This is a genomic window from Streptomyces sp. NPDC002577 (assembly GCF_053594815.1).
Window position 1 is genome coordinate 52,964 of the sequence record NZ_JBSFWK010000004.1, and the last position, 26,738, is coordinate 79,701.

The window sequence follows — 26,738 nt, forward strand, 5'->3', positions numbered from 1 at the left end:
CGCCCGCCCGTCCGACAGGCCTGTGCCGGAGGCGGCCTGCCGGCGCCGTCAGGCAGGTGCCGGGCACCACGCCATGCGGGACGGTCACGTGCGACAGTGGGGGCATGGCCGCCCCTCGCCCGCCCGGCGAGAGGTTCCTCTGGCCCGGGGCCCGGACGCCCGCAGAGCGCGAGGTCAGCGATGAAAGAGTCACCTTCGGTCCGCACCCTCGAAGACACCGGGCGCCCGCCGGTGCAGCTCAGCGAGGCGGGGCTCCGGAAACTGCTCGCCGGGCTCACCGCAGTACGGGACGGCGACTTCCGCACGCGCCTGCCCGACGACGCCGAAGGGCTCCTCGGAGAGATCGCGGGCGTCTACAACGGCATGATCGACCAGCTGGCCCAGGTCACGTCCGAGGTCACCCGCGTGGCCAACGAGGTGGGCGGACAGGGGCTCCTCGGGGGCCACGCCCGGGTGCCGAGGGCCGGCGGCGTCTGGCAGGAGCTCACCACCGGCGTCAACACGATGGCCGACAACCTGACGTCGCAGGTGCGCTCGATCGCCAAGGTCGCCACCGCCGTCGCCCGCGGCGACCTCACCCAGAAGATCCGCGTGGACGCCCGCGGCGAGATCCTCGAGCTCAAGGAGACCATCAACACGATGGTCGACCAGCTGTCGTCGTTCGCGGAGGAGGTCACCCGCGTCGCCCGCGACGTCGGCACCGAGGGCAACCTCGGCGGACAGGCCACCGTACGGGGTGTGTCGGGCACCTGGCAGGACCTGACCGACAACGTCAACTCCATGGCGGACAACCTCACCAACCAGGTGCGCAACATCGCGCAGGTGACCACCGCGGTCGCCGGGGGCGATCTGACCCGCAAGATCGACGTCGACGCCCGCGGCGAGATCCTGGAGCTCAAGACCACCATCAACACGATGGTCGACCAGCTGTCGTCCTTCGCGGCCGAGGTCACGCGGGTCGCCCGCGAGGTCGGCCGCGAGGGCCGGCTCGGCGGCCAGGCCGAGGTGGAGGGAGTCTCCGGCACCTGGCGGCGGCTCACCCAGAACGTCAACGAGCTCGCGGGCAACCTCACCCGCCAGGTGCGCGCCATCGCCGAGGTCACCAGCGCGGTCGCCCAGGGCGACCTGACGCGATCCATCACGGTCGAGGCGCCCGGCGAGGTCGGCGACCTCAAGGACAACATCAACTCCATGGTCGAGTCCCTGCGCGCCACCACCCGCGCCAACGAGGAGCAGGACTGGCTCAAGACCAACCTCGCCCGGATCTCCGGACTCCTCCAGGGCACCCGCGAGGTCACCGCCGCGGCACGGCTGATCATGGACGAGGTGCCGCCGCTGGTCTCCGCGCAGTACGGAGCCTTCCTCCTCGCCCGGACGGACGCCGAAGGCACCCGGCTCGACATGATCGCCTCGTACGGAGCGCCCGACACCGCGCCCCGCAGCTTCCGCCTCGGCCAGTCCCTGGTCGGCCAGGCCACGCTGAGCCGCCGCACGATCGCGATCGAGGACGTACCGCCCGGCTACGCCACCGTCTCCTCCGGCGTGGGCGAAGCCGACCCGGCGGCGCTCCTCGTCCTGCCCGTCGTCGTCGAGGACCAGGCCATCGGCGCCCTGGAGCTGGCGTCGCTGCACCCCTTCACCGCCATCCACCGCGATTTCCTCGACCAGTTCATCGAGACCCTCGGCGTCAACGTCAGCTCGCTCATCGCGCACGCCCGTACCGACGAACTCCTCGAGCAGTCCCAGCGGCTCACCGCCGAACTGAGCGTGCGGCAGGAGGAGCTCCAGCGCTCCAACGCCGAACTGGAGGAGAAGGCGGCGCTCCTCGCGGAACGCAACCGCGACATCGAGGCCAAGAACCTCGAGATCGAACGCGCCCGCCAGGAGCTCGAGACCCGCGCCCAGCAGCTCTCCCGCACCTCGATGTACAAGTCGGAGTTCCTGGCCAACATGAGCCACGAGCTGCGCACACCGCTCAACAGCCTGCTGATACTGGCCCAGTTGCTCGCCCAGAACCCCGAGGGCAACCTCACCGAGAAGCAGGTCGACTATGCCGAGGTGATCCACTCCGCGGGCTCCGACCTGCTGCAGCTGATCAACGACATCCTCGATCTGTCGAAGGTCGAGGCCGGGAAGATGGCCGTCCACCCGGCCGCCTTCCCGCTGCACCAGCTGCTGGACTACGTCGACGCGGCCTTCCAGCCGGTGGCGAGCGAACGCGGCCTGGAGCTGCGGGTGGTCACGGCCCCCGACCTGCCCGACGAGCTCACCACCGACGAGTCGCGGCTGCGCCAGATATTGCGCAACCTGCTCTCCAACGCGCTCAAGTTCACCGAGCAGGGCTGGGTCGAGCTGCGCGTCGAGAACGCCGCGGACGACGAGCTGACGCCCGCCCTGCGCGGCCGTCCCTCGATCGCGTTCCGGGTCACCGACACCGGTATCGGCATCGCCGACGAGCATCTGGAGATCATCTTCGGTGCCTTCCGGCAGGGCGAGGGGCCGACGGCCCGCCGCTACGGCGGTACCGGCCTCGGCCTGTCCATCAGCCGCGAGGTCGCCCAGCTCCTCGGCGGCGCGATCACCGCGCACAGCGCGCTCGGCGAGGGCAGCTGCTTCACGCTCTTCCTGCCGGTGAGCAGCGGCGCCGTCGCCGTGTCCGAGGCCGGAACCGAAGGACGGGCGCGCAGAGCCGATGGCCGCCGGCCCGGCGACGACGTGCTCGCCGGACGCCTGGTCCTCGTCGTGGACGACGATCCCCGCAACGTCTTCGCGCTCACCGAGATCCTCGAAGGCGCCGGCATGCGCGTGCTCCGCGCCGAGGACGGCCGGCGCGGCATCGAGCTGCTGACCGAGCACGACGACGTCGACCTGATCATCATGGACGTGATGATGCCCGGCATGGACGGGTACTCCGCGACCGCCGCGATCCGGCGCATGCCGCGGTACGCCGATGTGCCGGTCATCGCGGTCACGGCCAAGGCCATGCCGGGCGACCGGATCAAGACGCTGGCCGCCGGCGCCGACGATCATGTGTCGAAGCCCGTGGACGCGGGGGACCTGCTGGCGAGGATGAGGAACCGGCTGGGCCGGTGAGCCGGTGAGCCGGTGGGGCCGGATCCGGGTCACAGCACGCGTACCGGGGTCACAGCACGCGTACCACGACAAGGCTGGTGTCGTCGTCCGTGTCGCCGGTCACGGCCCCGAGCAGCCGGTCGGCCTGCTCGCCGATCTCGCCCGAGCCCAGCCGCTCCGCCTCCCGGCCCAGCAGCGCCAGGCTCTGGTCCAGCCCCATGTGGTGCGACTCGATGAACCCGTCCGTGTAGAGCAGCAGTGTGTCCCCCGGGAGCAGCCGCGTCACCGTCTCCTGGTACTCGGCGCCGGGTACGGCACCCAGCAGGATGTTCCGCGGCGGATCCAGCAGCTCCGCATGCCCCTCGCGCAGCAGGAGCAGTGGCAGATGACCCGCGCTGGCCCAGCGCAGCGAACGCGTGTCCGGGTCGTACAGCGCGCACACCGCCGTCGCGGTGGGCTGCCCGTCGGTGTGCAGCGTGACCTCGTTCAGCCACGCCATGAGCCGGCCGGGGGAGTGCCCCGTGACGGCCAGTCCGCGCAGTGTGTTGCGCAGCGCGATCATGCCGGTCGCGGCGTCGATGCCGTGCCCCGCGATGTCCCCGACCGCCATCAGGACCTCGCCGCCCTCCAGCGGCATCACGTCGTACCAGTCGCCGCCGATCTGGTACTCCTCCGCCGCCGGCCGGTACCGCGCGGCGACCTGCAGGCCCGGCAGTTTCTCGAAGGTCGGCACCTCCGGGACGATGGCCTGCTGCAGCTCCAGCACCAGCCGGCGGCGGATCGCGGCCTCCGCCTGCACGGTCGTCAGCTGGTCGAAGGTGGCGCTCAGCGCGACCTCGGTGTGGTGCTGGGCGGACACGTCCTGGTAGATGCCGGTGATACCGGTGAGGACGCCGCAGGTCAGGAGGGGCTCGGCGGCGATCCGCACATGCCTGAGCGCGCCGTCGTCGCGGGTCACCCGTACGACAGTGTGCGCCCCCTCCAGACGCTCCCTCAGCGCCCCGAGCAGCTCCTCGAGACGTACCGCGTCCTCGGGATGCAGCCGTCCGCCCAGCCGGCGCAGCGGGAGCGGGGTATCGCCCCGTGGCACGCCGAAGATCGTGTACGCCTGGTCGCTCCACCGCGACTCGCCGGTGCTGAGGTCGTCCTCGAACGTCGCGACGTTCTCCAGCCGCCGCGCGACCCGTACGACCGCCGGGCCCGGGTCCGTGGTGACGTCCCAGAGCACGAGCGCCCGGTCGGCGGACAGCGGCAGCACCCGTACGTCGAGCAGGGGCGCCGGGCGGCCGGGCCGGTGTTCGTGCGGCAGCTGGACCGTGCGCTGCGGGGTCGCGTGCTCGCGCGCGTCCGCGACCAGCCGCACCAGATCGGCGTGGACGGACGGGAAGACCTGGGCCAGCGGGCGGCCGGCCGGGTCCGGCACCATGTCGCTGCTGCGCAGCGCCGCCTCGTTGAGATGCTCGACGACCGGTTCCGGCGTGCCCGGCCCGCTGCGCAGCACCATCGCCGGGTGGGCCAGCAGATCGAGGAGCCCGGCGAGCCCCGGCGGATCGTCGGGATCGGGGCCGGCCAGATCGAGCAGCCGCGCCGCGGGCGCCAGCAGACCCGGTAGCGCCCGGCGCACCGTCTCGTCCAGCTCGGCCGTCCCGGGCCAGACGGCGAGCGCCAGCCCGGCGATCAGCCCCGCACGGCGCAGCGGTACGACGGCCCTGGCCGCGTGCGGGCCGGGGCCCGGGAGGCGCTCGCTGTCGGGCGGGCCTGCCGGAAACCAGGCCGATGCGGCCGTGATCAGCGCCCGGTGCAGGGGCCCCTGCGCCTCCGGCGTCAGCCACCGCCAGTGCGAGGCCTCCAGCGGGCTGAGCCCCGCATGCCCCACCAACTGGAGACAGTCGCTCGCGGTGCGCCGCCACAGCCACACCGACTGCACGCCGAGCGGCCGCAGCCCGCCGTCCAGCAGCGACGCCGCCACGGCGGCGATGCTGCCCTGCGCCTCCGCCGCGGCGGAGGCCTGCCGCACCCTCCGCAGGGCGGCCGGGCCGCGTCCACCACGGGCTGCCGCGGCGGCTTCGGAGACGTCCTCCGCCGTGCGCGGCGCGCCGGCGCCCGGCAGCGTGCCGGCACGCGACGACATGCCGGCGCCCGGCGGTGTGCCGGGCCCGTGGCCGCCGTCGGCCGGACCTGGCCCGCGACCGGCCTGTGCACCGCCTGGGCCGCCCGGCTCCGCGGCCATGGCCGGTCCGCCGCCGGAAGCCGGCCCGCTCGCGGCACTGACCGCGCCTCGGCCTTGTGCGCCGTCGGCGGCCGGACGCGACGGGTGCCCGGCTTGTGCCGGGCCTGCCCCGACGTCCCCGGCCGCGCCCGGTTCGCCGGGCGGAGCCGGCCCGCGTACGTCGTCTGCCGCCCCGGTCGGTACGGCGTTCGGCCGGCCGGTGACGACGGTGCCCGCTGCCGCATTGACCACATCGGCCGCCAGATCATGCAGGCTCAGACCCGTGGATCCGGCGAGGCGGGCCAGGTGGTCGGTGGCGTCCGACGGGGACAGCGACAACTGGGCCACGAGAACGCCGGCCGCCAGGTCGAGCAGATGACGGCGGGCGAGTTCGGTACGGAGGGCGGCCACCTCGGCGGTGAGAGCCGTGACGGCCGCGACCAGCTCCTCCCGTCCCGCATCAGGCCCTCGGGACGGCCCCTGCTCGCGAACGGGAGGGATCATGACGTCTCCGGCTCTTCAGGAGGGCCGTGAGCACCTCGTTCTCTACAGCCGGACGCCTCGGATTCTACTCGGGGCCGACTCACAGAGCGGTGCCCGAAGGCTTGCCCGGCGGTGCCCGATGATTGGGCGGCAGCTGCCGGGGCAGCGGCAGGGACGAAAGGGTCGCAGCAGCCTTGTACAGGGAGGCGGCACGCCATGACCGGCCCAGTCTCGCCGGACCCCGACATCTCGCCCGTCCCGCGGCCGGGCCCGCGCCCGGACGAGCCGGGCCCGAAGCCGGGTCCGGGCCCTCGCCCCGAACCACGGCCCGATCCGGGTCCCGAGCCCCGCCCGCGTCCGGGACCGCCGCGGCCGCCGGACGCATGACCACGCGCGATCCGCGGCCGGTACCGCTACTCCGGGTACTCCTCGCGGAGATCGCCGATCTCCGGCCCCGGCTCGTGGCGCAGGACGGGTTCGGTCTGGTCCTGCAGCTTCTTCGCCTCGTGGCGCAGGCGCTCGGCCTCCGCGGGGTCGGTCGAGCGCTGCGCCCGCTGCAGCAGCTGCTCGGCCTTGTCACGCAGGTGCTCTGCGCGGACGCGTGCGGCGTCTGACTGGCCGTTCATGGGGGGTCCTTCTGCCTGGTGCGGTCAGTGGGCAGCTGCCCCCGCGCCCTGCCCGCAAACGCCCGGGTGACCCGTGTGAAAGGCCTGCCCGGGGGAAACCGGTCCGTGCACCGGACGTACGTACAGGCCCTCACAGGTCCCAACACGTACGCAACGACATGCAACAGGCACGCGAAGGTGGGATGACCGTGAAGGTCGCATTCCTCATGGCCCCCGAGGGGGTCGAGCAGATCGAGCTGACCGAGCCGTGGCAGGCCGTCATCGACGTCGGAGGCACGCCGAAGCTGATCTCCACCAGGTCCGGCAGGATCCAGGCCTTCCACCACCTCGACAAGGGCGACACGTTCCCGGTGGACCGGACGGTCGCCGACAGCGAGGTGGAGGACTTCGACGGACTCGTACTGCCGGGCGGCGTCGCCAACCCCGACTTCCTGCGGATGGATCCCAAGGCTGTGGCGTTCGTGAAGGGCTTCGTCGAGGTGGGCAAGCCGGTCGCGGCCATCTGTCACGCGCCCTGGACCCTGGTCGAGGCCGACGTCGTGCGGGGCAGGACGGTGACGTCCTGGCCCAGTCTGCGTACCGATCTCCGCAACGCGGGCGCCACCTGGGTCGACGAGGAGGTCAGGGTCTGCGACGCCGGTGCCGCCAAGCTGATCACCAGCCGTAAGCCGGACGATCTCAAGGCGTTCTGCACGACGTTCATCCAGGAGTTCGGCGGCTGACCCGCCGAAACGCCCTCGAAGCGACGACGGCCGTTTCGGCACGAGGGCAGGTTCGACACGGGGCAGGAAGGAGCAGCAGCCATGGGACATCCCCGCCGCGAGGGTCCCGGTCCCGTCCCCACCCGGCCGGAGCCGGTCCCGCACGACCCGGAACCGCCCGGCCCGGAACTTCCCGGCCGCGAGCCCCCGGAGGAGCACCCGCCGCCCGATCCGGGCCCCGGGCCGCACACGGGCCCGGACGAGGAACCGGTGCCCGAACCGCCGGACTGACCGCGGCCCGCCACCGCATTGCCTGCCGTCGCGGAGTGCCGCTGCGCCCACCCTCCCCCATTGCTTTAAGGGCCTGGGAGGTACCCCCATCGCCCTGGGGGCACCTCCCAGGCCCTTAAGGCAATGGGGGAGGCACGACTGCCCACAGCGGCGGCGGGCGCGCCGCGGGCGTCGGCCCGCGCCGGGAGATTGCGCTTCGACCGCCGTGGGCACTTGTTTCCAGTAACGAGGCCGGGACCCACCGGTAGCCCCCGCAAGGCATGGCACCACGGCGGCACGGCAGCCCGCGAGATAGTAAAAGCCCAGGTCAAAAGCCCAGGTCAAACGCGCCTCGGAGTGCCAGTCGGGAGTCGGCTGGCGCACTTCAGTGACAGGCTGCACCATCTTGGGAGCGGGTGCCGATCCAACCGGCACCGGCGAGAAAGGGGCGTCTCATGCCTCTCATCGACTTCCACGTCCTGCGCGAACTCGTCGCCGAGCACGACAAGCTCTCCGACGGACTGTTGCTGGCCTCCGGGACACCGGAGGGGCACCGCCGGCTGGAGGACCTGCAGTACACGGTCTGCGTGTACACCGGCGTTCGCGACCCCCAGCAGGCACTGAGCCACGCCCGCAGACTCCTGGCCGACCAGGCGCGGCGCGCGGAGGCATAGGCGCGCGGGGCGCGGCGCGGCGGAGGCACAGGCGCGCGGAGCCGTGGCGAGGCGGGTGGGGCCGCCCGGGCCGTTTCCCGGGACCCCGACCGGGCACCCGCCCGACATGGTGCATTTCGGATACACGATGACGACCGAGCAGGCGGGTCCCATCGGCCGGCTGCCGGTCTGCTACGACCAGGACCGCGACGCGGCCGTCGAGGCCGTACGGCCCTACGCGGAGGCGGGCTTCACCGATGTCGCCCTGGTGCAGATCGGCGGCGCGTCCCGGAGGCGACGCACCGTGTGAAAGGAGTACCGGAGATGACCACGGCCAACCATGGACAACCGCGGCTCACGCTCGGACAGAAGGGGCTCACGCCCGGACAGAAGGGCGGCGGAGGCGCGCCGCCCGAGGAGACCCCGCCTGCCGAGGAGAGCATTCACGGCATCGCCTACCGGGAACCGGTCGAGGTGCGCAAGGGATGGGAAGCCGTTCCCCTCGTACTGATTTTCGCCGTCGCCGTGCTGATCGCCATCGGTCTGATCGCCATGGTGGTGGAGCTGGCGCTGCACTGAGCCCTGCGCGGCGATGGCCGCACCACGGCCGCCGGAAGGCCCGTTGAACGCGGCTCTTCCGGCGGCCACCGCTTGGCCCCCACACGGGGCCCGTCTCGTTGATCGATACGGCCAGTCCACTCACCGAGACGCCATTGACCGTGCCCAGACGAGCTGGCTACTTTCAGTCGCATGTTGCGTCCCGTCATGCTCACCACGCGCGGTCACATCGACCTGCTGCGGGTGGCCTCCGCCGCCTGTTGCCGCGGCTGCTGACGCCTTCTCACTCCCGGCTCTTCGCCCTCTTCGCATCTCTCTCCTGCGCCCCGTTGCCGTAACGCGCCCGCGGTGCCCCTCACGCGTATCGGATGACGCATCGGCGACGTGTCGATGAGCTGATGGCTCGTCAAGGGCGTCCTGGCGGCTCACAAACGGCCACCTGGGCGTAGCCCTGGGCTTCCCGCCCACCCCCTGGGCCTCCCGCCTGCCTCCCCTGGAGCTCCCATGAGTGTCAGTCATGCTCCGCCGAAGAAATTTTCGGCGGATATGCCCCCCGTATCGGATTTCGAGCCGCCCGAGCTGGAGCCGATCGTCCCCTCCTCCGCCCGTCGCGGCCGCGTCCCCCGCTGGCTGCGCCGCCCGGCCGGCCCGGTCCTCCTGCTCGTCCTGTGGCAAATCCTGAGCAGTACGGGCGTGTTGACATCCGACATACTCGCCTCGCCGGGGACCATCGCACGCGTCGGGTGGGGTCTGATCGCCGACGGTTCGCTGCCGTCCGCGATGGGCGTGTCACTGCAGCGGGTCGCGGCCGGACTGCTGCTCGGCACCGTCGCCGGCACGACCCTGGCTCTGGTCTCGGGGCTGTTCCGCATCGGCGAGGACCTGGTGGACGCGAGCGTCCAGATGCTCCGTACCGTGCCGTTCGTCGGACTCATCCCGCTGTTCATCATCTGGTTCGGTATCGGTGAGGCGCCGAAGGTCGCCATCATCACGCTGGGCGTGTCCTTCCCGCTCTATCTGAACGTGTACGCGGGCATCCGCGGCGTCGACTCCCAGCTGATCGAGGCGGGCGAGTCGCTCGGGCTGTCCCGCTGGGGCCTGGTCCGGCACGTGGTCCTGCCCGGCGCCCTGCCCGGAGCGATGACCGGACTGCGCTACTCGCTCGGCATCGCCTGGCTGGCCCTCGTCTTCGCCGAGCAGATCAACGCGGACGCAGGGATCGGCTTCCTCATGGTGCAGGCCCGCGACTTCCTGCGGACCGACGTCATCGTCGTCTGCCTGATCGTCTACGCCTTCCTCGGCCTCTTCGCCGACTTCGTCGTCCGTACTCTCGAAAGGCTGCTGCTGCAATGGCGACCGACGTTCACGGGCCGGTGACCCCGGCCGAGGCGGCCACCGGAAGGCCGGCCCCTTCGAAGACGGCTCCCGTGGACCGGCCCGTACACGACCCCTACGGCGCCGTCGTACGCGTGGAGGAGCTGACCCGTACCTTCGGCGGGCGCGCCGTGCTCGACTTCCTCGACCTGGAGATACAGCCGGGCGAGTTCGTGGCGCTGCTCGGGCGCAGCGGATGCGGCAAGTCCACGCTCCTGAAGATCCTCGCCGGACTCGACCGGGACATTGCAGGAACGGTTCTCGTCCCGCGGCGCAAGGCCGTCGCCTTCCAGGCGCCGCGCCTGATGCCCTGGAAGAAGGTCTGGCGCAATGTCCTCCTCGGGCTGCCCGGCAAGCCCGAACGGGCCGTGGCCGAAAGGGCGTTGGAGGAGGTCGGTCTCTCGCACCGCGCCGACGCCTGGCCCAAGACGCTCTCCGGAGGCGAGGCCCAGCGCGCGTCGCTGGCCCGCGCGCTGGTACGCGAGCCCGATCTGCTGCTGCTCGACGAGCCCTTCGGCGCCCTGGACGCCCTCACCCGCATCAAGGCGCAGCGGCTCGTCGACGAACTGTGGCAGCGCCGCGGCTGCGCCGTGCTGCTGGTCACCCACGACGTCGAGGAGGCGGTGCTGCTCGCCGACCGCGTCCTCGTCATGGACGGCGGCACCATCGCCCACGAGACACGGATCGATCTGCCGCGGCCGCGCGACGTCACCGATCCCCGCTTCGCCGAGATACGCGGACAGCTCCTCGAACGCCTGGGCGTCGAAGCGCACCCGTCCGCCGCCTGACCGCTCCCCGTACCTGACCGCTCCCCGCGCCTGGCCCTTCCCCGTACCCGGCCTTCCCCCGCGCCTGACTACCCGTCCCCAGCACCACCCCACGTACCGAACCGAAACGGAAACACCATGCGACGCCGACTCGCCCCCGCCCTGCTGCTGCCGCTCGCCCTGCTCCTCGCCGCCTGCTCCGGCTCGTCGTCCGCCGACTCCTCCACGGGTGGCTCCGGTCAAGGGACCGACGGCAAGGGGTCCCTCACGCTCAACGTCGGTGACCAGAAGGGTGGTTCCGAGGCCGTACTGCGTGCCGCCGGCGAACTCGACAACCTCGACTACAAGATCAAGTGGTCGACGTTCACCTCCGGCCCGCCGCTCCTCGAGGCCGTGAACGCCAAGGCCGTCGACATCGGAGGCGTCGGCAACACGCCGCCGGTCTTCGCGGCCGGAGCGGGCTCGAAGATCAAGGTCGTGGCGGCCTCGCACGGCTCGTCCGAAGGCGAGGCCATCCTGGTCGCCGACGACTCGCCGCTGAAGAAGCCGCAGGACCTCAAGGGCAAGTCGATCGCCGTGGCGCAGGGTTCGTCCGCGCACTACCAGCTGATCGCCTCCCTCCAGGAGGCCGGTCTGAGCCTGAACGACGTCAAGGTCAAATATCTGCAGCCGGCCGACGCCCTGGCCGCGTTCACCGGCGGCAAGGTGGACGCCTGGGCGGTCTGGGACCCGTACACCTCACAGGTGCTGGGGGCCAAGCAGGGCCGCGTCCTCACGACCGGCGAGGGCGTCGTCAACGGCCTCAGTTTCCAGGTGGCGTCGCCCACGGCACTCGCGGACAAGAAGAAGGCCGCGGCGATAGCCGACTACCTGGAGCGGCTGCGGCGCGCCCAGGACTGGGTCTACAAGCACCCCGAGGCCTGGGCGAAGGTGTGGGCGAAGGACACCGGCCTGCCCTACGACGTGGCGCTCGCCTCGGTGAAGCGAACCAATGGCACGCGCGTCTACGTCGCCGTCGACAAGGCCGCGATCGCCTCCGAACAGAGAATCGCCGACACGTTCACCAAGCTCAAGCTGATTCCTCGCACAGTCACGTTCGACGACTTCGTCGACACCCGCTACAACGGCGACCTGCCGCCGTCCACGACCGCTCCCCGCAAGGAGTCCTGACCGATGACCGTTCATCTGCACTGGTTCCTGCCGACAGGTGGCGACGGCCGCACCCTCGTGGACCGGCACGCCTACACCGACGGCGGAATCAAGCGCTCCCGCGTCACTCCGGTGACCGGGGTGCGCGCCCCCGACATCGACTATCTGACGCAGATCGCCAAGGCCGCCGAGCAGTTGGGCTTCGAGGCGGTGCTGACGCCGACCGGCACCTGGTGCGAGGACGCGTGGCTGACGACGGCGGCGCTGTCCCAGCACACCGAACGGCTGAAGTTCCTGGTCGCGTTCCGGCCCGGCGTCATCTCCCCGACGCTCGCCGCCCAGATGGCCGCGACGTACCAGCGCATCACCCGCGGACGGCTCCTGCTGAACGTCGTCACCGGCGGCGACTCGACCGAGCAGCGGCGCTTCGGCGACCACCTCGACCACGACCGCCGCTACGCCCGCACCGACGAGTTCCTGTCGGTCGTACGCGGAGTGTGGAGCGGTCAGCCCTACGACTTCGACGGCGAGCACTACACGATCGACGGCGGACTCACCGCCCTGCCGCCCGACCCGCTGCCGGAGATCTTCTTCGGCGGTTCGTCCGCGGCGGCCGGACCGGTGGCCGCACGCCATGCCGACGTGTATCTGACGTGGGGCGAGCCGCCCGAGCAGGTGAAGCAGAAGACCGACTGGATCCGCGGCCTCGCGGAGCGGGAGGGCCGCACGGTCCGGTTCGGCATCCGGCTGCACACGATCTCCCGCGACTCATCGGCCGAGGCCTGGGCGACCGCGCACCGGCTGCTCGACGACCTCGACCCGGACACCGTCGCGGCCGCCCAACAGGCCCTGGGCCGCAGCGAGTCGGTCGGCCAGCAGCGCATGCTCGCGCTGCACGGCGGCTCCCGGGACAAACTGGAGATATCGCCGAACCTGTGGGCGGGCGTCGGTCTCGTACGAGGCGGAGCCGGCACCGCCCTCGTCGGCAGCCACGCCGAGGTCGCCGACCGGATCGAGGAGTACCACGCGCTCGGCATCGAGCACTTCGTCCTCTCCGGCTATCCGCATCTGGAGGAGGCGTACTGGTTCGGCGAGGGCGTGCTCCCGGATCTGGCGGCGCGTGGTCTGCTGCCGCGCATCCCGGCCGCGTCGCTGTCCGGGGCCCCGGCGGCGAACGGCCGCCCGGGACCGGCACCGGGCAGGGCGCCGCTGCTGGTCGCTGGGGGGCGCTGAACCGCGGGCCGGGTGGCTCGTGCGCAGGCCGTGACATGCGGCTGCGCACGGGCCACCCGAGCGGTGGCCGGTGCTGGTGCCGGTGCCCTCAGCAGCGGCGCACCGCAGGCTCCCGCGGCTGCGGCCTCCTCGACAGGGCGTCGACGTCCGGGTCGGCGATCAGCGCGTGGGCGTCGCCGGTGGCCCGGGCTCCGACCGCGGCGGCGACGGAGCCGGCCCGCTCCAGGTCGACGTCGGCGACCATCGTGACCTCGGCGCCGGACACCCAGCGGTGCAGCGTGTGCACATGGTCGGCGCCCATGGTGCCCGCGCCGACCACCCCGATGGTCATGCCAGGCTCACCCACGTCCCCTGCTCGGCGGAGCGGGCCATGGCGTCCAGTGCCACCGCGCTCGCCACGGCGTCGTCGAGCGTGGCGCCGTACGGACTGCCGTCGGCGACCGAGCGCAGGAAGCGGTACGCCTCGATGACCTTCAGGTCGTCGTACCCCATGCTCGTGGCCGCCCCCGGCTGGAAGGCGCCGTACTCGCCGTGGACCGGGCCGACGTACACCGTGCTGACGGGCTGGTCCTGGTAGCCGGTGCCACGGCTGACGCCGAGCTCGCCCATGCGCCGGAAGTCCCAGAAGACGGCGCCGGTCGTGCCGTGGATCTCGAAGCCGTAGTTGTTCTGCTCACCGACGGAGACCCGGCACGCCTCCAGCACACCGCGGGCGCCGGAGGCGAAACGCAGCAGGCAGTTGACGTAGTCGTCGTTCTCGACCGGGCCCAGCTCGCCGCCCGTCGCGCGGGTGTGACCGGCGGTGGCGCCGGTCGGCCGGGCCCGCTCGGGTACGAAGACCGCGGTGTCCGCGGTCAGGGAGCCGATGTCGCCGAGCAGGAAGCGGGCCAGGTCGACGCCGTGCGAGGCGAGGTCGCCCAGCACTCCGTTGCCCCCGCGCTCACGCTCGTAGCGCCAGGTCAGGGCACCCTCCGGATGGGCCGCGTAGTCGCTGAACAGACGGATGCGGATGTGGGTGACGGTGCCGATCTCGCCGGCGGCGACCATCTCGCGGGCGGTCTCGACGGCGGGCGCGCCCCGGTAGTTGAAGCCGACCGCCCCCTGGACTCCGGCCTTGGCGACCGCGCCGGCGACCGCGCGGGCGTCCTCGGCGGTCAGCCCGACCGGCTTCTCGATCCAGATGTGCTTGCCCGCCTCGGCCATGGCGACGCCGATCTCACGGTGCAGGAAGTTGGGGGCGGCGATGCTCACCGCCGCCACGCGAGGGTCGGCCGCGACCTCCCGCCAGTCACGGGTCGAGGAGGCGAACCCGAACTGCGCGGCGGCCTCCTCGGCCCGGCCGGGCACCTCGTCGGCGACCGTCACCAGGTCCGGCCGCAGAGGCAGTTGCGGGAAGTGGTGCGGCAGTCGGGCGTACGCCTGGGTGTGCACCCGCCCCATCCAGCCGAATCCCACCACGGCGATGCCGAGCGTGTTCACGATGACCGCCCTTCTTTGGACCGTTCCAGCGCTTGGTGGCCCACGATGGGGCGGCTTCTCGGCAGGTGTCAAGGTCTTTACAGGCACGGACACCGTATGGAACGGTCCACGACATGAGGACCCCGACCATCCGCGACGTCGCCGAGCGGGCCGGCGTGTCGAAGTCCCTGGTCTCGCTGGTGCTGCGCGGCGCCGACGGAGTGCGTCCCGAGAAGCGGGCGGCCGTTCTCGCAGCGGTGGAGGAGCTCGGCTACCGGCCCAACGCCGCGGCACGCAGCCTCAGCGAGCGGCGCACCCGGACGGTCGGCGTGCTGCTGAACGACATGCGCAACCCCTGGTTCGTGGAACTCCTCGACGGACTGAACTCCCGGCTGTACGACGGCGGCCTGCACATGCTGCTCGCCGACGGCCACCTCAACCGGCGCCTCGGCGAGGACCTCACCCGCACGTTCACGGAACTGGGCGTCGACGGGCTGATCGCCGTCGGCACCTTGCAGGACCCCGAGGCACTGCGCACCGCGGCGGGGCGGGTGCCCACCGTCGTCGCAGGCACCCGCGAACCGGTGCTGCCCGGCGTGGACATCGTCGCGGGCGACGACGAGCACGGCGCCCGCCTGGCCACCGAACACCTCATCGGCCTCGGTCACCGGCACATCGCCCACATCGCGGGCCACGGAGCCGTGGGCGAGCTGCGTCGGCGCAGCTTCGAGGCCGTCATGCGGGAGCACGGTCTGGCCGACATGGCGGCCATGGAACAAGGAGACCTCACGGAGGAGGGCGGCTACCGGGCCACCGTCCGGCTGCTCAGCCGCCCGCAGCGCCCCACCGCCGTCTTCGCGGTCAATGACGTGACGTGTGTCGGTGCGCTGTCGGCCGCCGGGGAAAGCGGCCTTCAGGTCCCCCGGGACCTGTCCCTCGTGGGCTACGACAACACGTACCTCGCACGCCTGCGCCACCTGTGGCTGACCACCGTGGACAACGCCAGCCACGACGTCGGCCGACGCGCCGCACAGCGCCTGCTCGACCGCATCGAGGACCCGGACCGCCCCCGCGAAGTCGATCTGGCCGTGCCCTTCCTGGAGGTGCGGGGCACCACGGCACCGCCTCGGAGCGGGGCCTGACCCGGCGGCTCGAGTGCCGGATCAAGCGCGAGGCCCGCTCGGAGGGTTCCCCTCAGGCGGGGTACGCGTGTGTCTGCGTCGCCTTGACCGTCGCCCAGACCGTGGCTCCGGGGCGGAGGTCGAGTTCGGCGGCGGCGACGGTGGTGAGGTCGGCGGCCAGGGGGAGTTCGCCGGTGAGGTCGGCGCGGATCTGGTCGCCGTGGGTCTCCAGTCCGGCGACCTCGCACCGCCACAGATTGCGGGCGCTGGATCCGGTGGGGCGGTCCCGGTGGAGAGTGACCGCGCTGGGCGGGAAGGCGACGAAGACCGGGCCGGTGAGGTCCTCGGTGGTCGTGATCGCGGGTCCGCCGTCGACGTGGACCGTGTGTCCTTCCGCCTGTCCCCGGTAGAGGTTGAGGCCGACCAGGTGGGCGATGTAGTCGGTGCGCGGGTGGCGGGCGATGTCGGACGGGGTGCCCTCCTGGACGATATGGCCGTCCTCGACGACGACGAGGCGGTCGGCCAGGACCATCGCGTCCAGCGGGTCGTGTGTGACGAGTACGGCGACCGCTTCGAAGTCGGCCAGATGGTGACGGAGCTGGGCGCGGACGTCCAGGCGGGTCCGGGCGTCGAGGGCGGCGAGCGGCTCGTCGAGGAGCAGCAGACGCGGGCGGGTGGCCAGGGCGCGGGCGAGTGCGACGCGCTGCGCCTGGCCGCCGGAGAGCTTCCGCGGCTTGGTTCCGGCGTGGTCGGCGAGGCCCATGCGCTCCAGCAACCCGGCGGCCTGGGTGCGGGCCTCCGCCCTGGTGGCGCCGTGGCAGCGCGGCCCGAAGGCCACGTTGTCCAGCGCGGACAGATGAGGGAAGAGCAAGTAGTCCTGGAAGACGACCCCGACCGGGCGGGACTCCGGCGGCGTACGGTCCAGCTCGGCCCCGTCGAGGCGGAGGTGGCCGTCGGTGAGCGGTACGAGACCGGCGAGTGCGCGCAGGGCGGTCGTCTTGCCGGCGCCGTTGGGGCCGAGGAGCGCGACGACGTCACCGGGCGCGGCGGTCAGTGCCACGTCGAGGCGGAAGGAGCCGCGCTCCACGACCAGCCGGGCGTCGAGCCCTTGACCGGTCTCCTGCCTGGGGACGCCGACAGCGTCCTGCACGGTCTTCTCGGTGTCGGTCATGAGGCGGTCATCCAGCGGTCGCGCAGCCCGGCCAGTACCGCGATCGACACGGCCAGCAGGACCAGGCTGAGGGCGATGGCAGCCTCGGGGTCGTTCTGGAGGGCGAGGTAGACGGCGAGGGGCATGGTCTGCGTACGGCCGGGGAAGTTGCCGGCGAAGGTGATCGTCGCACCGAACTCGCCGAGAGCCCGGGCCCAGGCCAGTACGGCGCCGGCCGCGATGCCCGGCGCGATGAGCGGCAGCGTGACCCGGCGGAACGCGGTGAAGCGGGAGGCGCCGAGGGTCGTGGCGGCCTCTTCGTAGCGCGGGTCGGCGGCCCGCAGGGTGCCCTCCACGCTGATGACGAGGAACGGCATGGCGACGAACGCCTCCGCCACGACCACGCCCGCCGTCGTGAACGGCAGCGTGACCCCGAACCAGTCGTCCAGCCACTTTCCGACGACTCCGTTGCGGCCGAGCGCCATCAGCAGCGCCACACCGCCGACCACGGGCGGCAGGACGAGAGGCAAGGTGACGAGGGCCCGTACGAGACCGCGCCCCGGGAACTCGACCCGGGCCAGCAGCCAGGCCAGCGGCACCCCGAGCACCAGGCTCACCGCGGTCGCCGCCGTCGCGCACACCAGGGACAGCTGGAGCGCCTGCCACACCTCGGCGCTGGTCAGCAGGTCGGGCATGCTCCGCCAGGGGGCCCGTATCAGCAGGGCGACAAGCGGGAGGACCAGGAACGCCAGGCCGATGAGGGCGGGCAGGAGGAGGGGCAACGGGGCGCCCCGGCCGCCCCCATGGCCCCGACGGCCCCCGCGGACGCGGCGGCGCCGCGGGCCACCGGTCAGGCTGTCCGCGGCGTCGGCCTTGTCCGACGACGGGTACGGGAACGTCACGGCTGGAGGAACCCGGCCCCGGTCAGGACCTTCTGGCCCTCGGCGGACTGCACCAGCGCGATGAACGCCTTGGCCGCATCGGCGTTCTTCGATTCCTTGAGGAGCGTGATCGGGTAGTCGTTGATGGCATCGGCCGACTCGGGGAAGTCCACGCCCGCCACCTTGTCACCCGCGGCCTGCACATCGGTCTTGTAGACGACCGCCGCGTCGGCCTCCTTCAGCACCACCTTGTTGAGGGCGGACTTGACGTCCTCCTCGTAGGAGACCGGCGTGAGCTTCAGCTTGCTCGCGTCGAGGGCCTTCTGGGCGGCGGCTCCGCACGGCACCGTCTTGTCGCACAGCACCACCTTCAGCGAGGACTTGGTGAGGTCCTTCAAGGACGAGACCTTGTCCGGGTTGCCCGGCAGGGTGGCGATCTCCAGCTGGTTGCGCACGAAGGTCGCCGGCGTGCCGGAGGCGTCCCCCGCGTCGGTGACGATCTTCATAGTCTTGGGGCTGGCCGCGGCGAACACGTCCGCCGGGGCTCCGCCGGTGATGCTCGCGGCGAGCGCGTCGCTGCCGCCGAAGCTGAAGGTCACCTTCGTGCCCGGGTGCTCCTTCTCGAACTCCTCGCCCAGCGTCGTGAAGCTCTCCTTCAGCGAGGCCGCGGCGAAGACGGTCACCTCGCCGGACAGCTTGTCCGAGGCGTCCGAGGCGGAGGCCGACGAGGAGGCGTCCGACTTCGCCGACGAGGAGTCGTCGGAGGAGGAGCAGGCGCTCAGGGCCAGCAGCGCGGCGGCGCTCGCGCCGGTCACCTGCAGCATCCGACGGCTCCGGCGCACGGAACGGGTCATCACGGGTCCACTCCCTCAGGGTCCTGGACGGACTCAGCTACGGTCTCTCGACCTGATCCTCACGGTGTCGGCGCTGACGCCGAGCAAGGCGGCCGCGTCCCCGATCCGGTAGGTGTGCATGCGCCGATGATAATGCCGCAAGTGCGAGGGAAAAGTCTCCCGTCACATCGCATGAGCCAGATCTTCTATCGGCTGGCATCGCATGTGCGTTTGTACGAGATGAGTGTGCGGGTACGGTCACCGGGGAGGTGGTAGCCCGTGAGTCAGTCCCTCGCAGCTGCCCGTACGGCCGCCGGACAGGCGGCGGAACTCGCCCTCACCGGCGATCTGACGCGTCCGGCCCGGCTGACCGTGCCGGACCTTCTCGCCTGGTCCCAGCACCGGGCGCAGGTCGCCTTCGAGTGCGCCACCAGCGGGAGCCGGCACCACACCTTCACCGGACCGCTCCTGCACGACGTGCTCACGGACGCGGGCCCCGTCTTCGACCCCGCCCGCCGCAAGGACCGCCTGCGCTTCCTGATCGCCGTACACGGCGCGGACGGCCACCACGCGCTGCTGTCCTGGGCGGAGATAGACCCCGACTTCGGCCGGTCCCCCGTCCTCCTCGCGGTCACCCTCGACGGCACCCCGCTCGACCACGCCGGCCCCCAGCTCGTCCTGCCCCAGGACCGCTGCGGCGCCCGGTACATCAGCGGCATCGACGCGGTACGGGTGGACGGCGGCTACACCGCGTGGACCTGACGGCGCCGAGAGAAACCCGGTGAAGCACGACTGCCGGGCCGGAGCGCAGGCCCGCTCACACGCGGTCGATGTGCACGTTCGTCGACTTCACCCGGGCGGTGGCCTCCATACCGACCTCGAGACCCAGCTCCTCCACCGCTTCCCGGGTGAGCAGCGACACCAGCCGATGCGGCCCGGCCTGGATCTCCACCTGGGCCGCCACGTCACCGAGCTTGATCGCGGTGACGATGCCGGGGAAGGCGTTGCGGACCGACGTGTAGGGGGCGTCCGCCTCGCCGCCCCCGCTCTTGGCGAGCTCCACGGAGAAGGCGGCGAGATCTTTCCCGTCGATGAGCCGCTTCCCGGCCTCGTCGCGATGGGTCGCCACCCGGCCCGCGTCCGCCCACCGACGCGCGGTATCCGGACTCACGCCGAGCAGCCGTGCGGCCTGGCCGATCGTGTATGACTGCATGCACGCCAAGATAGGCCCGCCGACGACTGTCTGTGACGCCCGGGGATCTCGAGTGCCCCTGCTGCAGGGAGGTCGCTTCTCCATCTCCCGGCCCGGAGGAACCGGCGAAGGTCGGGATGCCGGACAACCGGGCGCGCTCCGAGGAGTGGCCGGCGCGGCCGGCTCAAGGCATCGACGCCGAGGTCCGGGAGCAACTGGGCGGGACGGCTACCGGCCTGCGCCGCCCTCGCCGACCGACGCCCCGTGCCCCTCGCGAGGTCACTTCCAAGTGGCCAGGTATTCGTTGATCTTCTCCCGCATGAACAGGGAGGACTCCTTGGCCTTCTCCTCCCAGGCGAACACGCAGGCGGTGAGGGTGCCGTCGAAGCCGCTCGCCTGCAGTTCGCGGAAGAGTTCGTCGAAGTCGACCTCGCCCTCACCCATGTTGAGGTGCTGGTGGATGCGGGCCGCGGTGCCGGGCGGGTTGAGGATGTAACGGTTGCCGGAGGACGCGGTGTGGTCGAAGGCGTCGGCCAGGTGGACGTGGGTCAGCAGGTCACCCGCGTACTTGATGATGCCGGGGGCGTCGTTGCCGATGTGGAAGGTGTGCGGGGCGCAGTAGAGGAACCCGACGTTGGGGTGGTTGATGCCCCGGATGAAGTTGACCGCGTCGTAGCCGTTCTCGATGAAGTCGTCGGGATGCGGCTCCAGGGTGAGCTTGATGCCCTCGCGCTCGAACAGCGGCAGCAGTTCGTCCATCGACCGCCAGAACTGGGCCTCGCTGCGGTCGGCCTCCTCCGGACGCCCGTTGAACTCGGAGATCATGCTGGTGACTCCGAGGTCCGCGGCGATCTCGATGGCGCGCTTCCAGTACCGTACGGCGGCCTGCCGGGCGTCCTCATCCGGCCCCGACCAGCGGAACAGGGGCAGGACGGAGGAGATCCCGACACCGGCGGACTCCAGGGCCTTGCGGAACTTCGCGACGGTGGCGTCGTCGACACGGGGGTGGCGGAAGAACGGGATGAAGTCCTCGCGCGGCGAGAGCTCGATCCACTCGTAGCCCAACTCGGCGACCATGGCGGGCAGTTCGAGCAGCGGGACATGGCGGATCATGTACGGATCGAGGGCGATCTTCATGCTGGTGAGTGCTCCTTCTGATGCCGTTGCCGTTGCCGTTGCCGTTGCCGGCGTCGCGGCTTCGGCGTTTCCTTCTGTGTGTCTCTTAAAGGGGTCGAGGTGTTCCGCTGGAGGCGCTGGTGCCGCCGTCGACGGGGATCACGGTTCCCGTGATGTATCCGGCGTCGGGGCTCGCGAGGAACAGCACGGCCCGTGCGATGTCCTCGGGCTGGGCCACCCGGTCGAGGAGCCGCGTGGTGAACTCGGGGTCGTCGAGGCGTTCCTGGGTGAGCCGGGAGACGGTGAAGGCGGGGGCGACGGCGTTCACCCGTACTCCGTCGGCGCCGAGGTCGAGTGCGAGGCTCTGTATGAACCCGTTGACCGCCGCTTTGGTGGCGTTGCAGGCGAACTGGGCCCAGTCGCCGCGCAGGCCGGCGATGGAGGAGATCGCCACGAGGTTGCCGCGCGTGGCACGCAGCGAAGGCACCGTCAGACGGGCGAGGCCGATGACCGAGTCGAGGTTCACCGACCGCAGGCGCTCCCAGGCGGTGTCGTCGAAGGTGTCGATGCGGCTGGGCTCGCTGGTGCCGGCGTTGGCGACGACGACGTCGAGGCGGCCGAAGCGCTCCGTGACCGCGGCCACCGCGCGCTCCAGGGCGTCGGCCTCCGTCACGTCGGCGGCCAGCACAAGGACGCGTTCGGCGTCGAAACCGGCAGCGGTTTCCTGTAGTGGCTCCCGGCTGCGGCCGAGGACCGCCACGCTCGCTCCCTGCTCCAGGAACGCGCGTGCGGTCGCCCGGCCGATGCCGGTCCCGGCTCCCGTGACCAGGACGACCTGGCCCCGGTAGGGGTAGCCGGCCCAGGCGATCACGACCGTAGTGACTCCTGCAGTGCCGCGTCGGCCGCCTTGAGTACTTCGGCGGCCACGGCGATGCCCTCGACGCGGCCGAGTTCGGTGTCCTCGTGCTCGATGTTGACCAGCATGTCCGGGTCGACCTCGTGCAGGGCGCGCAGGAACTCGGTCCAGTAGGCGACGTCGTGCCCCTTGCCGAGGGCGACGAAGTCCCAGGCGGATTCCTTCGGCCACTCGTTGGCCCACTCGTCGCCGCCGAGGTTGGTGCGCGGCTCGTCGGGCGACAGGCGTCGGAAGCTGTTGTCGAGGACGCCGTTGAGGGCCGCGTGCTCGGGGTTGATGCGGACGTCCTTGGCGGCGGCGTGGAAGACGAGTTCGCCGAGGTGGCGGACGACCGCGACGGGGTCCATCTGCTGCCAGAACAGGTGGGAGGCGTCGAGTTCGACGCCGACGTGGGTGGCGCCGGTGAGGTCGATGAGCTTGTGGATGTCGGCTGAGTTGAACACGATGTTCTGCGGGTGCAGTTCGAGGGCGACCTTGACGTCGTGGTCGCGGGCGAGGCGGTCGGTCTCGCGCCAGAAGTCCGCGGCGATCTTCCACTGGTGGTCCAGCACGTCCAGGGCCGCGGAGTTCCAGGCGTTGACGACCCAGTTGGGGCGGGTGGCGCCCTGCTCGCCGCCGGGCAGGCCGGACATGGTGACGAGGCGGTGCTGGCCGAGGCGTTCGGCGAGGCGGATGGAGCGGCGGATGTCTTCGGCGTGCTTCTCGCCGATGGCGGGGTTCGGGTGCAGCGGGTTGCCGTTGGCGTTGAGGCCGGCGATGGCCACGCCGGTGCCCTCGAAGAGTCCGAGGAAGTCGTCCCGGGCGGCGTCGCTGACGAGGATGTCGTCGAAGGTCGGCACGTGCACCGGCGGGAGGAAGCCGCCGGTGTTGACCTCGAGACCGGTCAGGCCGAGATCGGCGACGACCTTGATCGCTTCGGGCAGCGGGCGGTCGTGCAGGATCGCGTTGTAGAGGCCCAGCTTCATCGTGTGCTTCCTCGGTCCTTCTCGGGGGTGGCGGTGCGGGTGGGGCGAAAGGCTCGGGTTACTGGACGGTGACGGCCCTGCCGCCCGCGTCCGCGGAGGCGACGATCGCGTCGATGACGCGCAGGTTGTGCAGCCCGTCGGCGAGCGTGGGGCAGGGCGGCAGCCGGTCCAGGCCCGCGATCTGCTCCAGGAACGCCCGGGCCTGCCAGACGAAGAACTCGTGCTGGCCGTGCCCGACGCTGGGGAAGTCCATCGGCAGGCCGCCGGCGATGTAGGGGTGGCCGGGGCCGACTACCACCCGCCGGTAGCCGTCCACGGGGTCGGAGGCCGCCGCGTCGGTGATGGTGAACTCCGCCGGACGCGACAGTTCGAAGGTCGCCGCGCCGCCCTTCGTGAACACCTCGAAGCCCAGCGAGTTGGCGAGGCCCCGGGCGATGCGCGAGACGGAGAAGGTGCCGACGGCGCCGGAGGCGAACGTCGCGGTGAACGTGGCGATGTCGTCGTTCTCGACCCGCTCGCGCTGCTGGCTCACCGCCACGTCGGCCGAGTGGCCGACCGCGGTGCCGAGCGGGACGGGACGGTCCGGCACCTGGGTGGACAGCACGGCGCCCTGCACACTCCGTACCGGGCCGCAGAAGTACTCGCCGAGATCGATGAGGTGGCTGCCGATGTCGGACAGCGCGCCCGAGCCGAGCGGCCCGCGGTAGCGCCAGCTGATGGGGGCGTCCGGGTTGTGCCCGTAGTCGCACCAGTAGTGCCCGTTGAAGTGCTGGACCGGCCCGAGCGAGCCCTCCAGCACCTGCTGCCGTACTGCGTTGATCGCGGGGGAACGGCGGAAGGTGAAGCCGGTGGCGGCCACCAGGCCGGTGTACTCGGCGGCCTTCACCATGGCCTCGGCGTCGGCCACGGTCGGGGCGAGCGGCTTCTCGCACAGCACGTGCTTGCCGGCGGCCAGCAGGGCCTCGACGATCTCGCGGTGCAGGGCGTTGGCGACCACGACGCTGACGGCGTCGATGTCGTCGGCCTCGGCGATCGTCCGCCAGTCGGTCTCTGCGCGCTCGAAGCCGTAGCGGCGGGCGGCGTCCAGCGCGAAGGGCTGGTGCGCGTCGGCGACGGCGACCAGCCGCACCTCGGGCAGCCCGGCGCCGTACAGCGTCGCGGCCTGCCGGTAGCCGTTGAGGTGGGCCCGGCCCGCCATGCCGGCGCCGATGACCGCAACCCCGATCGGCCGTGTGCTCATTGTGATTCCTCTCCGGCGCGACGGTGCGCCGTGGCTGGGGGCCTGGAGACCGGGAGTTGTGGTGTCCTGGTCCCGTTCCGGGCCGGGCGACCAAGCTCTTGTTTAAAGCGTTTTAAGTCCTGGTACTATCGGCGGCGTCACAGGCAGATGTCAAGGGTGTTGCCTCAAAACCGCGGGAGGTCGCGTGGACGAGCTCAGCTCCGGCGCCCCCGAGGGCGGCAACGGCGCGGTGCAGCGCCCCCGGCTGGAGGACGTCGCCGCGCGCGTCGGCCTGTCCACTGCGTCGGTGTCCCTTGTGCTTCGTGGCGTGCCGGGGCCGAGCCGGAACACCCGGCAGCGGGTCCTGAAGGCGGCCGCCGAACTCGGCTACCGCCCGAACCGCACCGCCAGCGCCCTGGCCAGCAAGCGCAGCCGGCTGCTCGGGGTCATGATCGACGTCCACAGCGCCTTCCAGGCCGAGCTGGTCGAGCACCTGCACACGGCGGCCGAGGAGGTCGGCTACGACCTCGTCCTGAGCACCCAGACCCGGACCCGCGACGAGAACACGGCGATCGACACACTCCTCGCCTACCGCTGCGAGGCCCTGATCCTCATCGGTCCGGTGGCCCCCGTCCCCGTCCTCGCCGAACTCGACCGCAAGGCCCCCGTCATCTCGGTGGGGCGTCGTGTCGTCGGAGCCGGTCTCGACGTCGTACGCAGTGCCGACGAAGACGGCGTCGGCCAGATCGTCGACCACCTGGCGGGTCTCGGTCACCGCGCGATCGTCTACGTCGACGGCGGCAAGGGCGTCATCGCCACGGACCGTCGCCGCGGATACCGCAGCGCCATGCGTCATCACGGTCTCGACGCGCAGATCAGGATCCTCCACGGGGACGTCACAGAGGAAGCCGGTGACAAGGCCGGCCGGCATCTGCTCGACAGCGGTGACCTGCCGACCGCCGTCGTGACGTTCAACGACCGGAGCGCCATCGGCATGCTCACCGCCCTCTGGCGGGCAGGGGTCGGGGTCCCCGGCGATGTCTCCGTCGTGGGCTACGACGACAGCCCCCTGTCCCGGCTGACCTGCTTCGATCTGACCACGGTCAGCCAGGAAGCCGAGGAGCAGGCCCGGCGGGCCGTCACGGCCGCCGTCGAACGCCTCGATCACGGCCGCACCGAGCCGCGCGAGATCGTCCTCGCCCCCTCCCTCGTCGTCCGCGGAACCACGGCGCAACCACGCTGATCCCGCCGAACCGCTCCGCACGAGGGTGGCATGTGGTGCGCCTCGCCGACCGTGGGGTGCGGCCGCTCAGGGCAGAAATGCGTGGTAAGTGCAGCCTTTCCCGGGCGGATGACGGGACAGTGTGCATTTGTGAGCAGAGTCTTGACACGTATCCGAAACACAAGCATGCTCTGGCCACCGCTTAAAGCGATTTAAAGCAACGCGGAACCCTCACCGAACCATCCAGTCCGGCGTTGCCGTATCCGGTGCCGGGGCACCCTCGCGCCGAGCCGTTCCACTGATCGCCGACACCTCTCTGCCCGGCCAGGCGAAACACCCGGTACCGCGAACGTGCCGGTCTTCCCCGGGCCCGCGTGCGACCCGCTTCGCACACCAGCACATCCCGAGCCCTGCCCGGCCCCGCTCACACATCGCCCGGCATCACACGAAGGAGAACCCCAGCACATGGAACGCACGCAGACCTGGCGGCCCTCCGGCCGCCGTCTCTCCAGAAGTGGCCTGACCGCGGTGAGCCTGCTCGCCCTGGCGGCCACCGCGCTGACCGGGTGCGCCAGCGGCAAGGCCACCGGCGACAATGCGGGCCAGGCAACGGCGACGGCCGGGGGCGGATCGACATCCGGCACGAAGAGCAACAGCAAGAACTCCATATACGTCATCGGCGGCAAGTCCGACGACCCGTTCTGGTCCGCGGTCAAGCGCGGCGGCGAGGACGCGGCGAAGCTGGTGAAGGCGGGCGGCGGCAAGGTCACCTACCTCGGCCCGCAGAACTACGACAACCTCGGCCCGGACGCCGCCAAGCTGACGCTGACCGCCATATCGCAGAACCCGTCGGCGATCGTCGTGCCGGACTGGGTGCCCGAGAACCAGGACTCCGCGATCAAGGAGGCCATCGCCAAGGGCATCACGGTGTTCATCTACAACTCCGGCGGTGTGGAGGCGGCCAACAAGGTCGGTGCGGTGAAGTACGTCGGCTCGGACGACTACCTGGCGGGCAAAGCGGGCGGCGTCAAGTTCGCCGAAGAGGGCGCCAAGAACATCCTGTGCGTCAACACCGTGCCCGGCTCCGCCAACCAGGAGGCCCGCTGCAAGGGCATCAAGGACGGCGCCCAGAGCAAGGGTGCCAAGTCCAAGCAACTCCCGCTGCCCTCCTCAAACTTCGGCAACCCGTCCGCTGTCACCCAGGCCATCAAGGGCGCGCTGCTGAAGGACAGCGGCATCGACGCGGTGGTGACGATCGGTGTCGGTGACGCCGACAGCGCGGCCGCAGCGATCAAGCAGGCGGGCGTCGGCAGCAAGGTCAAGCTGGGCACCTTCGACCTCTCACAGAGCCAGCTCGACCGCATCAAGGCCGGCACCGAATTGTTCGCCATCGACCAACAGCCGTATCTGCAGGGCTTCTACGTCGTGTCGATGGCCAGCCAGTACCTGTCCTACGGCGTGCTTCCGCCGCAGAACCCGATCCTGACCGGTCCGCTGCTGGTCACCAAGGACAACGTCGACAAGGCGATCGCAGGCGCCAAGGCCGGCGTCCGCTGACCCACCCCCAGGG

General features: G+C 71.4%; 27 protein-coding genes. 15 read left to right on the forward strand and 12 right to left on the reverse strand.

What is annotated here, in order from left to right; translation table 11 throughout:
* The first annotated feature begins 180 nt into the window (after positions 1-180).
* Positions 181-3,093, forward strand: a complete 2,913-nt coding sequence (locus ACWD4J_RS07775) for a HAMP domain-containing protein (protein ID WP_451394419.1) — start codon at positions 181-183, stop codon at positions 3,091-3,093.
* 49 nt (positions 3,094-3,142) lie between these two features.
* Here ACWD4J_RS07775 and ACWD4J_RS07780 read toward each other — a convergent pair whose 3' ends face one another.
* Both ACWD4J_RS07780 and ACWD4J_RS07785 read right to left on the reverse strand, forming a co-directional pair.
* Complete coding sequence (locus ACWD4J_RS07780) at positions 3,143-5,785, reverse strand: SpoIIE family protein phosphatase (RefSeq protein WP_451394420.1); 2,643 nt, start codon at positions 5,783-5,785, stop codon at positions 3,143-3,145.
* Between the two features lie 392 nt (positions 5,786-6,177).
* Positions 6,178-6,390, reverse strand: coding sequence for a DUF6381 family protein (locus tag ACWD4J_RS07785; RefSeq protein WP_451394421.1), 213 nt, complete (start codon positions 6,388-6,390; stop codon positions 6,178-6,180).
* A gap of 188 nt (positions 6,391-6,578) precedes the next feature.
* On the opposite strand from ACWD4J_RS07785, the gene ACWD4J_RS07790 reads away from it, so the two are divergent.
* From ACWD4J_RS07790 to ACWD4J_RS07835, 10 genes are all read left to right on the forward strand, one after another.
* The gene (locus ACWD4J_RS07790; RefSeq protein WP_451394422.1) at positions 6,579-7,112 is read left to right on the forward strand and encodes a type 1 glutamine amidotransferase domain-containing protein; all 534 of its coding nucleotides are present in this window, start codon (positions 6,579-6,581) and stop codon (positions 7,110-7,112) included.
* Positions 7,113-7,193: 81 nt separating this feature from the next.
* Complete coding sequence (locus ACWD4J_RS07795; RefSeq protein ID WP_451394423.1) at positions 7,194-7,382, forward strand: hypothetical protein; 189 nt, start codon at positions 7,194-7,196, stop codon at positions 7,380-7,382.
* Positions 7,383-7,816: 434 nt separating this feature from the next.
* Positions 7,817-8,035, forward strand: coding sequence for a DUF5133 domain-containing protein (locus tag ACWD4J_RS07800; RefSeq protein ID WP_451394424.1), 219 nt, complete (start codon positions 7,817-7,819; stop codon positions 8,033-8,035).
* A 106-nt stretch (positions 8,036-8,141) separates the two neighbouring features.
* On the forward strand, positions 8,142-8,324 hold the full coding sequence (locus tag ACWD4J_RS07805) for a hypothetical protein (protein ID WP_451394731.1): 183 nt from the start codon (positions 8,142-8,144) through the stop codon (positions 8,322-8,324).
* A 14-nt stretch (positions 8,325-8,338) separates the two neighbouring features.
* Positions 8,339-8,593: a DUF6480 family protein gene (locus ACWD4J_RS07810; protein WP_451394425.1), complete on the forward strand. Its 255-nt coding sequence runs from the start codon at positions 8,339-8,341 to the stop codon at positions 8,591-8,593.
* A gap of 171 nt (positions 8,594-8,764) precedes the next feature.
* Positions 8,765-8,848: a putative leader peptide gene (locus tag ACWD4J_RS07815; RefSeq protein WP_351303160.1), complete on the forward strand. Its 84-nt coding sequence runs from the start codon at positions 8,765-8,767 to the stop codon at positions 8,846-8,848.
* A gap of 270 nt (positions 8,849-9,118) precedes the next feature.
* Positions 9,119-9,949, forward strand: a complete 831-nt coding sequence (locus ACWD4J_RS07820) for an ABC transporter permease (protein ID WP_451394426.1) — start codon at positions 9,119-9,121, stop codon at positions 9,947-9,949.
* A complete protein-coding gene (locus ACWD4J_RS07825) occupies positions 9,922-10,734 on the forward strand; it encodes an ABC transporter ATP-binding protein (protein WP_451394427.1) in 813 nt (270 codons plus the stop codon). Before ACWD4J_RS07820 ends, ACWD4J_RS07825 begins: the two co-directional genes overlap by 28 nt.
* A 117-nt stretch (positions 10,735-10,851) precedes the next feature.
* Positions 10,852-11,883: an ABC transporter substrate-binding protein gene (locus tag ACWD4J_RS07830; protein WP_451394428.1), complete on the forward strand. Its 1,032-nt coding sequence runs from the start codon at positions 10,852-10,854 to the stop codon at positions 11,881-11,883.
* Positions 11,884-11,886: 3 nt separating this feature from the next.
* Positions 11,887-13,095 (forward strand): LLM class flavin-dependent oxidoreductase, encoded by a 1,209-nt coding sequence (locus tag ACWD4J_RS07835; RefSeq protein WP_451394429.1) that lies wholly within the window; start codon positions 11,887-11,889, stop codon positions 13,093-13,095.
* Between the two features lie 88 nt (positions 13,096-13,183).
* Here the strand turns inward: ACWD4J_RS07835 and ACWD4J_RS07840 are convergent, their stop codons facing one another.
* Both ACWD4J_RS07840 and ACWD4J_RS07845 read right to left on the reverse strand, forming a co-directional pair.
* Positions 13,184-13,426: a Gfo/Idh/MocA family oxidoreductase gene (locus ACWD4J_RS07840; RefSeq protein WP_451394430.1), complete on the reverse strand. Its 243-nt coding sequence runs from the start codon at positions 13,424-13,426 to the stop codon at positions 13,184-13,186.
* Positions 13,423-14,577: a Gfo/Idh/MocA family protein gene (locus tag ACWD4J_RS07845; protein ID WP_451394703.1), complete on the reverse strand. Its 1,155-nt coding sequence runs from the start codon at positions 14,575-14,577 to the stop codon at positions 13,423-13,425. The genes ACWD4J_RS07840 and ACWD4J_RS07845 overlap by 4 nt, the downstream gene beginning before the upstream one ends.
* A gap of 110 nt (positions 14,578-14,687) precedes the next feature.
* Here ACWD4J_RS07845 and ACWD4J_RS07850 point away from each other — a divergent pair, with 110 nt between their 5' ends.
* Positions 14,688-15,695, forward strand: coding sequence for a LacI family DNA-binding transcriptional regulator (locus tag ACWD4J_RS07850; protein WP_451394431.1), 1,008 nt, complete (start codon positions 14,688-14,690; stop codon positions 15,693-15,695).
* Positions 15,696-15,747: 52 nt separating this feature from the next.
* Here ACWD4J_RS07850 and ACWD4J_RS07855 read toward each other — a convergent pair whose 3' ends face one another.
* Genes ACWD4J_RS07855 through modA form a run of 3 tightly spaced genes read right to left on the reverse strand, consistent with a single transcriptional unit; the run spans position 15,748 to position 18,559 of the window.
* Complete coding sequence (locus ACWD4J_RS07855) at positions 15,748-16,845, reverse strand: ABC transporter ATP-binding protein (protein ID WP_451394432.1); 1,098 nt, start codon at positions 16,843-16,845, stop codon at positions 15,748-15,750.
* Entirely contained in the window at positions 16,842-17,726 is an 885-nt protein-coding gene (gene modB, locus ACWD4J_RS07860; RefSeq protein ID WP_451394433.1) for a molybdate ABC transporter permease subunit, read from the reverse strand. Before modB ends, ACWD4J_RS07855 begins: the two co-directional genes overlap by 4 nt.
* Positions 17,723-18,559: a molybdate ABC transporter substrate-binding protein gene (gene modA, locus ACWD4J_RS07865; protein ID WP_451394434.1), complete on the reverse strand. Its 837-nt coding sequence runs from the start codon at positions 18,557-18,559 to the stop codon at positions 17,723-17,725. The genes modB and modA overlap by 4 nt, the downstream gene beginning before the upstream one ends.
* A 258-nt stretch (positions 18,560-18,817) precedes the next feature.
* Here modA and ACWD4J_RS07870 point away from each other — a divergent pair, with 258 nt between their 5' ends.
* Positions 18,818-19,300: a molybdopterin-dependent oxidoreductase gene (locus ACWD4J_RS07870; protein ID WP_451394435.1), complete on the forward strand. Its 483-nt coding sequence runs from the start codon at positions 18,818-18,820 to the stop codon at positions 19,298-19,300.
* Positions 19,301-19,355: 55 nt separating this feature from the next.
* Here ACWD4J_RS07870 and ACWD4J_RS07875 read toward each other — a convergent pair whose 3' ends face one another.
* From ACWD4J_RS07875 to ACWD4J_RS07895, 5 genes are all read right to left on the reverse strand, one after another.
* The gene (locus tag ACWD4J_RS07875; RefSeq protein ID WP_451394436.1) at positions 19,356-19,751 is read right to left on the reverse strand and encodes a TOBE domain-containing protein; all 396 of its coding nucleotides are present in this window, start codon (positions 19,749-19,751) and stop codon (positions 19,356-19,358) included.
* Between the two features lie 258 nt (positions 19,752-20,009).
* Complete coding sequence (locus ACWD4J_RS07880) at positions 20,010-20,867, reverse strand: sugar phosphate isomerase/epimerase family protein (RefSeq protein ID WP_451394437.1); 858 nt, start codon at positions 20,865-20,867, stop codon at positions 20,010-20,012.
* Positions 20,868-20,952: 85 nt separating this feature from the next.
* Entirely contained in the window at positions 20,953-21,717 is a 765-nt protein-coding gene (locus ACWD4J_RS07885) for an SDR family NAD(P)-dependent oxidoreductase (RefSeq protein ID WP_451394438.1), read from the reverse strand.
* Complete coding sequence (locus ACWD4J_RS07890; RefSeq protein WP_451394439.1) at positions 21,714-22,727, reverse strand: sugar phosphate isomerase/epimerase family protein; 1,014 nt, start codon at positions 22,725-22,727, stop codon at positions 21,714-21,716. Before ACWD4J_RS07890 ends, ACWD4J_RS07885 begins: the two co-directional genes overlap by 4 nt.
* 58 nt (positions 22,728-22,785) lie before the next feature.
* Entirely contained in the window at positions 22,786-23,967 is a 1,182-nt protein-coding gene (locus ACWD4J_RS07895) for a Gfo/Idh/MocA family protein (RefSeq protein ID WP_451394440.1), read from the reverse strand.
* A 184-nt stretch (positions 23,968-24,151) separates the two neighbouring features.
* Between ACWD4J_RS07895 and ACWD4J_RS07900 the strand changes: the two genes are divergently transcribed.
* Positions 24,152-25,189 carry a LacI family DNA-binding transcriptional regulator gene (locus ACWD4J_RS07900; RefSeq protein WP_451394441.1) on the forward strand — a complete coding sequence of 346 codons (1,038 nt, stop codon included), beginning with the start codon at positions 24,152-24,154 and terminating at the stop codon, positions 25,187-25,189.
* A gap of 444 nt (positions 25,190-25,633) precedes the next feature.
* Positions 25,634-26,725 (forward strand): sugar ABC transporter substrate-binding protein, encoded by a 1,092-nt coding sequence (locus ACWD4J_RS07905; RefSeq protein ID WP_451394442.1) that lies wholly within the window; start codon positions 25,634-25,636, stop codon positions 26,723-26,725.
* Positions 26,726-26,738 lie beyond the last annotated feature (13 nt).

Coding starts and splice junctions, on each gene's coding strand:
- ACWD4J_RS07875 (WP_451394436.1), bottom strand. CDS start 19,751: ATGCAGTCATACACGATCGGCCAGGCCGCACGGCTGCTCGGCGTGAGT.
- ACWD4J_RS07905 (WP_451394442.1), top strand. CDS start 25,634: ATGGAACGCACGCAGACCTGGCGGCCCTCCGGCCGCCGTCTCTCCAGA.
- ACWD4J_RS07835 (WP_451394429.1), top strand. CDS start 11,887: ATGACCGTTCATCTGCACTGGTTCCTGCCGACAGGTGGCGACGGCCGC.
- ACWD4J_RS07855 (WP_451394432.1), bottom strand. CDS start 16,845: ATGACCGACACCGAGAAGACCGTGCAGGACGCTGTCGGCGTCCCCAGG.
- ACWD4J_RS07810 (WP_451394425.1), top strand. CDS start 8,339: ATGACCACGGCCAACCATGGACAACCGCGGCTCACGCTCGGACAGAAG.
- ACWD4J_RS07805 (WP_451394731.1), top strand. CDS start 8,142: ATGGTGCATTTCGGATACACGATGACGACCGAGCAGGCGGGTCCCATC.
- ACWD4J_RS07775 (WP_451394419.1), top strand. CDS start 181: ATGAAAGAGTCACCTTCGGTCCGCACCCTCGAAGACACCGGGCGCCCG.
- ACWD4J_RS07890 (WP_451394439.1), bottom strand. CDS start 22,727: ATGAAGCTGGGCCTCTACAACGCGATCCTGCACGACCGCCCGCTGCCC.
- ACWD4J_RS07785 (WP_451394421.1), bottom strand. CDS start 6,390: ATGAACGGCCAGTCAGACGCCGCACGCGTCCGCGCAGAGCACCTGCGT.
- ACWD4J_RS07780 (WP_451394420.1), bottom strand. CDS start 5,785: ATGATCCCTCCCGTTCGCGAGCAGGGGCCGTCCCGAGGGCCTGATGCG.
- ACWD4J_RS07795 (WP_451394423.1), top strand. CDS start 7,194: ATGGGACATCCCCGCCGCGAGGGTCCCGGTCCCGTCCCCACCCGGCCG.
- ACWD4J_RS07850 (WP_451394431.1), top strand. CDS start 14,688: ATGAGGACCCCGACCATCCGCGACGTCGCCGAGCGGGCCGGCGTGTCG.
- modA (WP_451394434.1), bottom strand. CDS start 18,559: ATGACCCGTTCCGTGCGCCGGAGCCGTCGGATGCTGCAGGTGACCGGC.
- ACWD4J_RS07820 (WP_451394426.1), top strand. CDS start 9,119: ATGCCCCCCGTATCGGATTTCGAGCCGCCCGAGCTGGAGCCGATCGTC.
- ACWD4J_RS07800 (WP_451394424.1), top strand. CDS start 7,817: ATGCCTCTCATCGACTTCCACGTCCTGCGCGAACTCGTCGCCGAGCAC.
- ACWD4J_RS07830 (WP_451394428.1), top strand. CDS start 10,852: ATGCGACGCCGACTCGCCCCCGCCCTGCTGCTGCCGCTCGCCCTGCTC.
- ACWD4J_RS07880 (WP_451394437.1), bottom strand. CDS start 20,867: ATGAAGATCGCCCTCGATCCGTACATGATCCGCCATGTCCCGCTGCTC.
- ACWD4J_RS07895 (WP_451394440.1), bottom strand. CDS start 23,967: ATGAGCACACGGCCGATCGGGGTTGCGGTCATCGGCGCCGGCATGGCG.
- ACWD4J_RS07825 (WP_451394427.1), top strand. CDS start 9,922: ATGGCGACCGACGTTCACGGGCCGGTGACCCCGGCCGAGGCGGCCACC.
- ACWD4J_RS07840 (WP_451394430.1), bottom strand. CDS start 13,426: ATGACCATCGGGGTGGTCGGCGCGGGCACCATGGGCGCCGACCATGTG.
- ACWD4J_RS07815 (WP_351303160.1), top strand. CDS start 8,765: ATGTTGCGTCCCGTCATGCTCACCACGCGCGGTCACATCGACCTGCTG.